The sequence below is a fragment of the Nocardia sp. CDC519 genome, from assembly GCF_059509835.1.
The window spans coordinates 4,723,889-4,734,135 of sequence record NZ_CM183377.1; the positions used below are offsets into that span (position 1 = coordinate 4,723,889).

The following is a 10,247-nucleotide window of genomic DNA, read 5'->3' on the forward strand; positions in this document are numbered from 1 at the left end:
ACCGTATTTCCCCGCCGCACCACGGCGTCCCACGTTTCACCCCGCGATTCGGGCGCGCCCCGGCAGGCGCCGGATTCGCCTGCGAACCACCACCAACCGACCAGGGGGACCGACGATGAATTCCCGCAGCGCAATAGCCGGGCTCGCCATCTTCGTGGCGCTCGCTCTCGGCGCCACGTACACGATCTGGTCGACCCTGCAACGCTCGGTGCCGGGCGACACCACCGGCTACTCCGCCACATTCACCGATGTGCTCGGCCTGCGGGTCGGTGACGACGTGCGGATGGCCGGGGTGCGGGTGGGCCGTGTCGATGCGATCGAACTCGATCCGCAGCGTAAGGCCCGCGTGGAGTTCTCGGTGCAGTCGCGCCAGCAGCTCTACACCACCACCAAGGCCCTGATCAGGTATCAGAATCTGATCGGACAGCGCTATATCGCGCTGGCGCCGGGCGAGGGTGCGGGCCGGCGGCTGACGGCGGGCGCGTCGATTCCGTTGGAGCGCACCGAATCCTCCTTCGATGTCTCCACGCTGCTGGCCGGGTTCGAGCCGCTGTTCAGCATGTTGCAGCCGGATGAGGTGAATTCGCTGTCGGAGACGATGGTGCAGGCCTTACAGGGCGATGGGGTGTCACTATCGGCGCTGATCACCCGGGCGGCGAGTCTGGCGGGTACGTTCCGTGAGCGCGACGAGATTCTCGGCGCGGTGATCACCAACCTCAGCGGCGTCATCGCGGGGCTGGCGAACCGCAGCCAGGAATTGGAAACCCTCATCACCCAATCGCGTGCGCTGGTCACCGGCTTGTATGAGCAGGGCGAGACATTGAAGGGCGCGGTCACCCAGGTCGCGGATTCGACGGACACGCTCACCGAGCTGATCGGACAGGTGGCGCCGGGGATGGCGCAGGCGCAGCTGGATGCCACCGCCGGGGTGAATCTGCTGCTGTCCAATGGAGCCCGGCTCGACCGCGCGGCCGTCGAGCTGCCGGATGTGCTGGCCGGGCTGGCCCGGATCAGCGGCAACGGCACCTACATCAATTCCTATGTCTGCGGACTCGATGTGTCGCTCTGGGGCGTGCTGTTCCCACAGGGGCTGTTCTCGCAGGTCGGCGGGAACTCACATTCGGAGGTGTGCCGGTGATGCGGAGGTTCCTCGCACGGTTCCGATTGATCAACCGCATTCTGGTGCGGTTCGGGCTGCCCACGATGCCCGAGATGTGGGCGGCCATCCCCAGCTATTCGCAGAATCGGCACTGGTGGCTGGGGCTGACGGCCGGTGCGGTGGTGCTGGCACTGCTGGCCGGATCCGGTCTGCTCACCCGGGCGGGAATCGGCCACCGGACGGTGCGGGCGGAGTTCGCGCAGGCCGCGGGCCTGCGTCCGGGTGACAGCGTGGACGTCGCCGGTATCGAGGTGGGGACGGTACGGGCGGCACAGCTGCGGCGGGACCGGATCGTGGTCGAGTTGTCCATCCGCGACGATCTCACCCTCGGCGCGGACGCCGGTGCGGCGATCGAGATGTCGACGATCCTCGGCAAAATGCACGTCGAGCTGAATCCCGGCACCGGCAGCGATCTGCCCGGCGAGCTCATCCCGCTCGAACGCACCACCGTTCCGTACAACCTGTCCAAGGTCATCGACGATCCGGTCTATCAGAACTCCTTCGAGCACATCGAGCGCCTCGACCCGGACAAGCTACGGGCCGCGCTCGAGGCGGTGCACCAGCAGATGGGTGATTCGCCCGAGCTGACCTCGCAGGCGCTCGACAGCGTCGGCGTGCTGGCCGGGGTCATCGGCGATCGCCGTGCCGAGGTGGACAGTCTGCTGAAGAACATGGATGCCGTCGCGCAGCTGGTGGCCGACAACCAGAACGGCGTGCTCATGCTGCTCACCCACGGGCAGGCCATCGGCGATGCGGTGGCCCGCAGACAGGATTGGATTCGAAACCTGCTCGACGATATCGGAGCGGTATCGAAGACATTGCAGACCATGGGTGTGCAGAACAACGGCCAGTTGGGTCCGCTCATCCAGAACCTGAACACCATGTCCGAGGGCTTGCAGAAGAACCGCGACAATCTCGACGCCCTCTATCAGGTGATGCCGGTGGCGTTGCGGCAGTTCAACAATGCCTTCGGCAACGGCCCCTACGGCGAGGTCTATCTGCCGTGGGTTTTCCCCGACAACTGGCTGTGCCTGGCGCACGCCGTGGAGGAGTGCCGATGATCGGCAACGTTGTTCGTTTCGCCGTGCTCGCCCTGGTCGCGGTGTTCGCGGCCGGCTGTTCGGCGCTACCGCACAGCCTGACCTCGCTGCCGGATCGCCTGCGCGGAAATCTGCTGCGGATCAGCGCGGATTTCGAGAACGTCGCCGGACTGTACGCCGGTAACGAGGTGTCGGTGCTCGGGCTGCCGATCGGCCGGGTGGACGCGATCGAGGCCAAGGGCGCGTTCGTGGAAGTGCGCATGACCATCGAGGATGTCGGGCTACCCGCCGACACCAAGGCGGCGCTCATCTCGCCGCAGCTGATCACCAATCGGCATATCGAACTCACCCCCGCCACCACCGAGGACGGCGCGATGCTCGCCGATGGTGCCCATATTCCCCTGGCCCGCACCAGGACTCCGGTCGAGCTCGACCGCATCCTGCGCACCTTCGAACAGCTCGGCGACGCGTTGAAGGGCAGTTCCACCGAGGGCCCGATGGCGAGCCGGGTGCTGTTCCCGATGCTGGACGGCAATGGCGACAAGATCCGCGAAACCCTGGACGCGCTGTCGTCGGCGTTCGAGGTGACGCTGGCCAATAAGGACCAGATCTCCAACACCATCGTGAAACTCAACGACATCACCCAGGTCGTCGCCGAGAACGATCGGACCGTCCGTGATTTCAGTGCACGGCTCACCGAACTGGTGACGTTGCTGAGCGATCAAGCGCCCGGCTTGCAGGCGGTGCTCACCCAGCTCAACGACTTCGTCGCCAACACCAGTGCCGTCGTCGCAGAGAATCGCGCACCGCTGACGGCGGCACTGAACCGGCTCACCACCATCACCGCGCAGATGCGCGCCCACGCCCGCGGGTTGACCGAGATCGTGGATGTGGGCCCGCTGTTCTTCCAGAACTTCGCGGCCGCCATGAGCCCGGAGCATCGGGCCCTGCGACTACATCTGCTCACCGATAAATCCCTGCTGGACAACGAGACCCTGGCGCTGTTCTGCGAGCGGGTGCAACTGCGGTCGGACGGGTGCCGCACGGGGCGGCTCGCGGACTTCGGACCCGACTTCGGACTGACCGCCGCCTTGCTGGGGCTGACGGCATGAACGGCCGGCTCGCCCATATGACCGGGGCCGCGCTCGCCGTGCTCGCCGTCGGCGGCTGCGCGGTCACCGTCGACAACCTGCCGCTGCCGCAACCAGGAGTGGACGGCCCGACCTACACCCTGCACGCGGTCTTCGACGACGCGCTCAACCTGCCCGAACGCGCGCGGGTCAAGATCGGCGGCACCGACGTCGGCGTGGTCACCGAGATCGACACCATGGATTTCCGCGCCGAGGTGCGGCTATCGATCAGCAGCGGTATCCAGCTACCCGAAGGCACCCGCGCCGAGCTGCGCCAGGCGACGCCGCTCGGCGATATCTTCATCGGCCTCACCCTGCCCGCGAAGCGCCCCGGCTCCCCGCTGCTCGCCGACGGCGACACCATCGACCGCGAGCACACCTCGGCCGGCGCATCGGTCGAGCAGCTGATGATGTCGATGTCGATGCTGCTCGACGGCGGCGCGCTCAATCAGGTCGCGCGGATCACCAGCGAGATGAACTCGATGATCGGTGGTCGCGGCCCGCAGCTTGCGCATCTGCTCACCGAGCTGACCGCGACGCTGGACGCGTTGAACCAGCGCACCGGTCAGATCGATAGCGTGCTGCACGGACTGACCGGGCTCACCACCGTGCTGAACGCCCGCAAGGCCGAATTAGGCTCTGCCGCCGAGCAGTTCCCGCCGCTGATCGGGGTGATCGCGGAGAACAACCAGGCCATCGTCGACCTCACCGCGAAGGTGTCGGTGACCATGGCCGCGCTCGGCGATTTCACCACGACCACCGGCGAACAGTTCCGTAGCTTGTTCGACAGCGTGCAGCGGCTGATGGGCGGGTTCACCCGGATGGGCGACAATCTGGCGGGCACCCTCGACGGCCTGCACATCCTGTATCCGTCGCTGCAAGCGACCGCCGAGGGCACCAGTCTCGCGGTGGGGGCGCGGATCTCGTATCTGAGTCTGGGTGCACTGACCGATCCGAGCGGCAGCCGACTGCCCGACGGCAGCGATCCGGCCGCCTTCGTCGGCAGTCTCGCGCAGGTGCTGGCCCGGGTCCAGGAACGATTGCAGGGCGGGCACCGATGAAGCGGCACCTGATCTATCCGCTGCTGCGGCTGCTCGATGCCGGGCTGCGGTTGGCGGATCGCTGGCTCGATCGCGGGGCGAGTGTGCTCGTGCGGGTCGCGAGCTGGCTCTCGGACCGGGTGACGGTGGTCGCCTCGATCGGCCTGATCGCGATGTTGCTGCTCGGTTCCGGCTATATCGCGGTCGACATCGTGCGGTTCAACCCGTTGCGGGAGACCTACCGGGTGACGGTGATGCTGCCGGTGTCCGGTGGGCTGCTGGCCGACAACGACGTCACCCTGCGCGGAGTCCGGGTGGGCCGGGTGCGGTCGGTTGAGTTGTCCGATTCCGGGGTCACGGCGATCGCGGAAATCGAGTCCGGTACGCGGATCTCACAGCACACCACCGCCGCCGTGCAGCGGCTGTCGGCGGCCGGTGAGCAGTATTTGGATCTGCGGCCGAGCACCGGCGACGGCCCCTATCTGGCCGACGGTTCGGTGATCGACGCGGCCCGGGTGTCCACGCCCGTGACGATCGAATCGTTCCTGTCCAACACCAGCGCGCTGATCTCCGGGTTGAATCCGCAGCGCCTCACCGTCATCGTGGACGAACTGGACAAGGCCCTGGCGGCCGGACCCGACCAGCTGCGCAGCGTCATCGCGGGTATCAGCCAGGCCATGGCCGGGCTCACCGGGATGCTGCCGCACACCACCCAGCTCATCCGGAACCTGAGCGTCATCGCCGAGACCACCACACACGCCCAACCCGATCTCGGCACGCTGGTGCGCGGTTCCGGCGTCCTGTTCGATCAGATGACCGCCGCCGATCAGGAGGTGCGGCGCCTGCTCGACCTCGGCCCCGGCCAGCTGGCCACGCTCGGCGGCGTGATCGGCGAGACCACCGATCCGATCACCGATCTGGTGACCAACTTCGTCGCCATCACCCGCGCCGCCCGCCTGCGCACCCCGGCCATGCGAGCGCTGTTCCCGGCGATCCGGCTCGGATCGGCCGCCATGGGAATCCCCGCCCACGACAATGCCTTCCACACCCTCACCGATATATGGCCGCGCCCGACCTGCGAATACGACACCATTCCGGTCTCCCCCGCACAGGTCTCCGACGGCCGGGTCCGCCTGTACAACTACTGCGTCACCACCCGCCCGGAAATCCAGATCCGCGGCTCCGCCAACGCGCCACGCCCGCAGGTGCCCGACAGCGGTGCCGGCCCGCCGCCCGGTGTCAGCGGCGACGAACTCTCGGTCCCGTTGCCCGCGAAGTGAACTGCCACGAACCACAGGAGTGTCCATGAGCACCACCGATCCCGACCCGAACCGCTCGAACAGCGATACGGCCGCGGAACCGGCCGATCAGGCCGACGGGCACGCGGACGCGCAGCCGGATGCGACCGTGGCCGACGCCGACGACGCACCGACGGCGGAGGACACCGCAGCCGCCGCACCAACCCCGCGGCGGACGGGGGCTCGCGACAGGTTGCGCGGCAGTCGGATTGCCATGGCCGCCGGTGTCGCCCTGGTGATCGGTGCGGTGGGCGCCGCCGGATACTTCGCCGTGCGTGCCGAGCAGGTCAGGTCCCGCGAGGACGCCAAGGAGGCCGCTCGGCTGGCGGCGTGCGAATACGCGCCGGTGCTGGCCGACTACAACGCGCAGAACCTGGACACCTATTTCGCCGCCGTGCTCGACGGTGCGACCGGCGCGTGGAAGCAGGAATTCGACGCCACCAGCAAGGTTTTGCGCGAGGTCTTGACGAAGGGCCAGGTGGTGTCGAGGCCGGGTGAGGTGCAGTGCGCCATCGAATCCGGCGATGAGCACACCGCCCGCGCGGTCGTCGTCATCGGGCAGTCGATCAGCAGCGTCGGCACTCAGGGACAACCGCGCGAAGGGCAGCTCGCGGTCACCTTGTCCATGCAGCACGTGGACGGATCGTGGCTGGTGAACGAGGTCAGCTCGCCGCTGCTGCCGCAGTGACCACCACCTATCGAGGGATACGGCCCATGAAACAACTCGTCATCATCGCCGCGGTGCTCGTCGCCGTCGGCGCGAGCGCCGGGCTCATCGCCCTGATCGTCCTCCGTGCCAGAGCACGGAAACTGCTGTCCGCCGAGATCGAACCGGAATCGGAGACGCTGCTGCGCACCTTGCGATCGCGGCGACCCACCTTCGAGATGACCGTGGTCCGCCGGTTCGAGGCCCCGACGGAGCGGGTCTACGACGCCCTCGGCGAGGGTGCGTTCTCCTGGTTCCCGCTGATCGGCGGCGTCCGCTATCAGGGCCGTGAGCGCGGCGTCGGCGCCGTGCGAACCCTGGACGCGCTGCTGTTCGCGGCGGCAGAACAGGTCGTCAGGGCCGAGCCGGGCCGCCGCCTGACAGTGGTCGGCGTCCGCACGTCGGTGCCGCTGGTGGTGCTCACCTACCAGCAGGACTTCCGCCTGGAACCCACCGCGGACGGTGGCACCGAGGTCTCCTGGACCGTCGGCGGCCGCCCGGCCATCTTCGCGTTCCTTCCGGCGAGCTGGGCCGCCCCGTTCGTCCGCCCATTCGCCCGATTCGCTCTCGGTCGGCTCTCGACGCGGGTCTCGGAGCAGGCGGCATGACCGAAACCATCACCGAACCGGGACCCGACACCACCGACGCGCCCACGGACAGCCTGCTCACCAGCAGCTATCGAACATTGCGTACGGTGTGGAGGTGGTTGCGCCGCAAGGCTCTCGCGGTGCGCGCCGATCTGCTCGACCGCCTCCAGACCGCCCTCCTCGGCGCTGTCGCGCTCGGTGCCGCCGCCGTCGCGCTGGGGTGTGCGGGCTACCTGCTGCTCGCCGCCGGTGTCGAAGTGCTCGACCTGTGGGTGCCGCGCTGGGCTGCCCTCCTGATCGAGGGCTGCGCACTGCTGCTCGTCGCGGCAGCCGCGGCAGGCGTCGGCCTCTGGCTCCTGGCCCGCGCCCGCCGCCGGGGACCCGGCGCACCCGGCGGTCGAGTTCAGCGCCGCTGAATCCCTCGGCCGCTCACCGACTCTCGCAGTCGACCCACTCCATGTACCCGCTCCCGTCGACCGGCCGCCCCCGCCAGCTGCCCGCGTAGGTCATGGCGCCGGCGTATCCGCGGCCGTGGCCGTAGCGCAGCGGGGCGTCGACCGTGACGGTCAGCGCGAAGACCTCGCGGTTGCCGTCGCGCACCGACCAGCGCAGTTCGCGCGGTACGCGCATGACGCGGCCGAGTTCGTCGACGGCGTTGCGGTCGGCAAGCACCTCCATGCGCACGTCGGTGAAGGCGCGGGCGTCGCCGTCCAGTGAACGCAGATGCGCCATCCGGCAGGCCGTGGCGCCCGCGGCGCGGACGTCGGTGAGCAGCAGTTGGGTGCGCCGGTCGAGGTTGATGATCTGGTAGGTGAAGAAGTCGACCGGCACTTTGAGCGCCTCGGGCACCGGACGCGCGGTCAAGGCCTGTGGCGAGAGGCAGCGGGCGTATTCGACAGTGCCGAGGGTGTCGAAATCGGTGCTGCCCTCGGCGTCGGTGAGAGTGCCGCGGCAGGTGGCCAGCAGGCTGAAATGATCGTAGACGGGGGTGCGGATGAACCACGACACCTGCGGTGTCGCGGTGATCTCGGCGTCGACCCGGAAACCGGGATAGCGCCCGGTGAGGGTGAAATGCGGGTAGCTGCCGGTGATCTCGAGGTCCTCGCCCCAGCGCAGGGCCGAACCGTCGGCCGCGAACTCGCATTCGGTGCGGGTGTCGTAGGCTCGGTAGTGACGCTGCGCGGCGTGCGCGGTCGAGGAGAACACGGTGCTGGTGTGCCTGGCGTCGGCGACGGCCAGATAGTCGTTGTCGAAGCAGACCGAGCCGGTGGCGCCGATGAGCGTCATCGTGTTCAGGTAACGGTGGCGCCCCGGCAGACGGGGCAGGAAGACCCCGTAGTGCGTCCACGCCCACAGCGACGAATCCTGGTGCGGCCGAAGCATCTCCGGCCGCCCGAACGGGCGACTGGATTCGATGACCCGTCGATCCACCCGTGGCGCCAGCCCGGCGAGCAACGCCTTCGCCGCGAGCCGCACCGGCAGGCTGCGCTGTCCGGGCCGGGACCGATCGGTGATACAGGTTGCCGACATACGAGAACGTCCTCTCGACCAGCGTGGACGTCCACCGCAGCAGTCGTCCGGTGCACGCGCCGTTGCGTGACCTCACGGTAATTTACCGATCGGTCAAACACAGGTCAAGGGGTCGCCTGCCGATCGTGCATGCCCGCCTCGGCGATCAGGTCGACGATGCGCAGGCAGCGCGCGGCCATCTCCGGCGCCGACTGCTCCGGATGCCGCAGCCACCACCGCACCACCGAGCCGACCATGCCCGTCCACACCTCGGTGAGCACGGCCAGATCGTCGGCGTCGATCGTCCGCGGCACCGCTTCGCCGACGACCGCGACGCCGCGCGAGGCCTGTTCGACCAGCCGCCGACGCACCCGCATCGCCTCTGCCAATGCGTCTCCGTCCTCGGGCAAACCGCGATCCCAGATGACGTGCCAGTCGTTGGGCCGTGGTTCCAGGGCGGCGAAGATGGCGGTGAGCACCAGCGCGGGCAGCCGCAGACCCGCTGCGCCGTCGGCCATCGCGCGCTCGATATGGGCGGTCAGGTTGTCGCCCGCGCGGCGTACGCAGGCCGCGTACAGCCCGTCCTTGGAGGAGAAGTACGCCAGCACCATCGGTTTGGAGACGCCGGACCGAGCTGCCACAGCCGCCAGCGAGGTACCCGCGTATCCGTGCCCGCCGAACTCCTCGGTCGCGGCGTCCAGGATCTGCCGTTCCCGCTCCGCCCGCGGGACACCCTTCGTACCTGCCGTGCCCATTCATCTATCAGACCACAGGCAGCCAAGGATGCCGGTCACATTACTTAACGCACGAACTATTAATGCGCTAACGTGGTGGGCATGAACGGACAGCCGACGGATCTCGAGCTCGACGATCCGCTGCGCCTGGACCGCCAGGTGTGCTTCGCGCTCGCGGTGGCCAACCGCGCGGTGCTCGCGGTCTACCGGCCGCTGCTGGAACCGATGGGCCTGACCCACCCGCAGTATCTGGTGATGCTGGCGCTGTGGGGTTCGGCGCCGATGTCGGTCAAGGAGATCGCCGAGGCCATCCAGCTCGACTCCCCCACTCTGTCGCCGCTGCTCAAGCGGTTGCACAGCGCCGGGCTGATCACACGGGAACGCGATCCGCGCGACGAACGCAACCTGGTGATCGATCTGACCGAACAGGGCCGCGCGCTCCGCCGGCAGGCCGAGGCCATCCCGCCGGCGGTGGTGCAGCGGCTCGGGGTCAGCCTGGCCGACCTGGAGGAATTGCACACCGTGCTGACCCGGGTGAACCAGGCCGCGCGCCGATGGGTGCTCGCCGAGCCCGAGGCGACCGAAGCGAACACCCACCACACGCGCACCGAAGGAGCCCGCTCATGACCCGCGAACGCCGCCGCCCGAACCCGATCCAATGGCTCGGCTACGCCTGCGGGCGCAAGCTGCCCGATTCCATGCGCGACTGGGTCCGCAACGATCTCACCGGCAAGTACGCCTTCCCCCGGCACGTGCTGCGCGGCCTGGTGCCGTTCGTCCCGCTGTTCGCGGTGTTCCTGTTCTTCCCCGGTGAGCTGTGGTTGCGCGGTTCGATGGTGCTGCTGGCGCTGCTGCTGGCGCTGTTCTACACGGTGGCGTTCATGCCGATGAACCGCGCGCACCGGCTGGCGAAACACGGCCTGCCCGCCGACCTGGAGAACCCCGAGCGCGCCGACCGCCGCGCACGCGAACGCGCCAGGTACGCCGCACAACATCCGCACTGAGCGCCGCGTTTCGCGAACAGCGCCGCTGACACGCTCGACG

12 protein-coding genes are annotated in these 10,247 nt (G+C 68.5%); 10 read left to right on the forward strand and 2 right to left on the reverse strand.

Annotated elements, in window-relative coordinates:
• Positions 1-115 precede the first annotated feature (115 nt).
• The 8 genes from AC5W7N_RS21130 to AC5W7N_RS21165 are packed head-to-tail and all read left to right on the forward strand — an operon-like array spanning position 116 to position 7,376.
• A complete protein-coding gene (locus AC5W7N_RS21130) occupies positions 116-1,138 on the forward strand; it encodes an MCE family protein (protein ID WP_163815892.1) in 1,023 nt (340 codons plus the stop codon).
• A complete protein-coding gene (locus AC5W7N_RS21135; protein ID WP_495922040.1) occupies positions 1,138-2,220 on the forward strand; it encodes an MCE family protein in 1,083 nt (360 codons plus the stop codon). The genes AC5W7N_RS21130 and AC5W7N_RS21135 overlap by 1 nt, the downstream gene beginning before the upstream one ends.
• A complete protein-coding gene (locus AC5W7N_RS21140) occupies positions 2,217-3,311 on the forward strand; it encodes an MCE family protein (RefSeq protein ID WP_495922041.1) in 1,095 nt (364 codons plus the stop codon). Before AC5W7N_RS21135 ends, AC5W7N_RS21140 begins: the two co-directional genes overlap by 4 nt.
• A complete protein-coding gene (locus tag AC5W7N_RS21145; protein WP_495922042.1) occupies positions 3,308-4,390 on the forward strand; it encodes an MCE family protein in 1,083 nt (360 codons plus the stop codon). Before AC5W7N_RS21140 ends, AC5W7N_RS21145 begins: the two co-directional genes overlap by 4 nt.
• Positions 4,387-5,649, forward strand: a complete 1,263-nt coding sequence (locus AC5W7N_RS21150; RefSeq protein WP_495922043.1) for an MlaD family protein — start codon at positions 4,387-4,389, stop codon at positions 5,647-5,649. Before AC5W7N_RS21145 ends, AC5W7N_RS21150 begins: the two co-directional genes overlap by 4 nt.
• Before the next feature lie 25 nt (positions 5,650-5,674).
• On the forward strand, positions 5,675-6,355 hold the full coding sequence (locus tag AC5W7N_RS21155; RefSeq protein WP_495922044.1) for an Rv1363c family protein: 681 nt from the start codon (positions 5,675-5,677) through the stop codon (positions 6,353-6,355).
• A gap of 26 nt (positions 6,356-6,381) precedes the next feature.
• On the forward strand, positions 6,382-6,981 hold the full coding sequence (locus tag AC5W7N_RS21160) for an SRPBCC family protein (protein ID WP_495922045.1): 600 nt from the start codon (positions 6,382-6,384) through the stop codon (positions 6,979-6,981).
• Positions 6,978-7,376 carry a phage holin family protein gene (locus AC5W7N_RS21165; protein ID WP_195021464.1) on the forward strand — a complete coding sequence of 133 codons (399 nt, stop codon included), beginning with the start codon at positions 6,978-6,980 and terminating at the stop codon, positions 7,374-7,376. The genes AC5W7N_RS21160 and AC5W7N_RS21165 overlap by 4 nt, the downstream gene beginning before the upstream one ends.
• 13 nt (positions 7,377-7,389) lie before the next feature.
• Here the strand turns inward: AC5W7N_RS21165 and AC5W7N_RS21170 are convergent, their stop codons facing one another.
• Positions 7,390-8,490, reverse strand: a complete 1,101-nt coding sequence (locus AC5W7N_RS21170; RefSeq protein ID WP_495922046.1) for a DUF6670 family protein — start codon at positions 8,488-8,490, stop codon at positions 7,390-7,392.
• Between the two features lie 104 nt (positions 8,491-8,594).
• Positions 8,595-9,224: a TetR/AcrR family transcriptional regulator gene (locus tag AC5W7N_RS21175; protein WP_163815910.1), complete on the reverse strand. Its 630-nt coding sequence runs from the start codon at positions 9,222-9,224 to the stop codon at positions 8,595-8,597.
• Between the two features lie 81 nt (positions 9,225-9,305).
• Here AC5W7N_RS21175 and AC5W7N_RS21180 point away from each other — a divergent pair, with 81 nt between their 5' ends.
• A complete protein-coding gene (locus tag AC5W7N_RS21180; protein WP_163815912.1) occupies positions 9,306-9,830 on the forward strand; it encodes a MarR family winged helix-turn-helix transcriptional regulator in 525 nt (174 codons plus the stop codon).
• On the forward strand, positions 9,827-10,207 hold the full coding sequence (locus AC5W7N_RS21185) for a DUF5313 family protein (RefSeq protein WP_163815914.1): 381 nt from the start codon (positions 9,827-9,829) through the stop codon (positions 10,205-10,207). Before AC5W7N_RS21180 ends, AC5W7N_RS21185 begins: the two co-directional genes overlap by 4 nt.
• The last annotated feature ends 40 nt before the right edge of the window (positions 10,208-10,247 follow it).

Excerpts from the sequence above, each read along its gene's own strand:
- AC5W7N_RS21135 (WP_495922040.1), top strand. The coding sequence starts at position 1,138 with ATGCGGAGGTTCCTCGCACGGTTCCGATTGATCAACCGCATTCTGGTG.
- AC5W7N_RS21175 (WP_163815910.1), bottom strand. The coding sequence starts at position 9,224 with ATGGGCACGGCAGGTACGAAGGGTGTCCCGCGGGCGGAGCGGGAACGG.
- AC5W7N_RS21150 (WP_495922043.1), top strand. The coding sequence starts at position 4,387 with ATGAAGCGGCACCTGATCTATCCGCTGCTGCGGCTGCTCGATGCCGGG.
- AC5W7N_RS21145 (WP_495922042.1), top strand. The coding sequence starts at position 3,308 with ATGAACGGCCGGCTCGCCCATATGACCGGGGCCGCGCTCGCCGTGCTC.
- AC5W7N_RS21140 (WP_495922041.1), top strand. The coding sequence starts at position 2,217 with ATGATCGGCAACGTTGTTCGTTTCGCCGTGCTCGCCCTGGTCGCGGTG.
- AC5W7N_RS21130 (WP_163815892.1), top strand. The coding sequence starts at position 116 with ATGAATTCCCGCAGCGCAATAGCCGGGCTCGCCATCTTCGTGGCGCTC.
- AC5W7N_RS21155 (WP_495922044.1), top strand. The coding sequence starts at position 5,675 with ATGAGCACCACCGATCCCGACCCGAACCGCTCGAACAGCGATACGGCC.
- AC5W7N_RS21165 (WP_195021464.1), top strand. The coding sequence starts at position 6,978 with ATGACCGAAACCATCACCGAACCGGGACCCGACACCACCGACGCGCCC.
- AC5W7N_RS21160 (WP_495922045.1), top strand. The coding sequence starts at position 6,382 with ATGAAACAACTCGTCATCATCGCCGCGGTGCTCGTCGCCGTCGGCGCG.
- AC5W7N_RS21180 (WP_163815912.1), top strand. The coding sequence starts at position 9,306 with ATGAACGGACAGCCGACGGATCTCGAGCTCGACGATCCGCTGCGCCTG.
- AC5W7N_RS21170 (WP_495922046.1), bottom strand. The coding sequence starts at position 8,490 with ATGTCGGCAACCTGTATCACCGATCGGTCCCGGCCCGGACAGCGCAGC.
- AC5W7N_RS21185 (WP_163815914.1), top strand. The coding sequence starts at position 9,827 with ATGACCCGCGAACGCCGCCGCCCGAACCCGATCCAATGGCTCGGCTAC.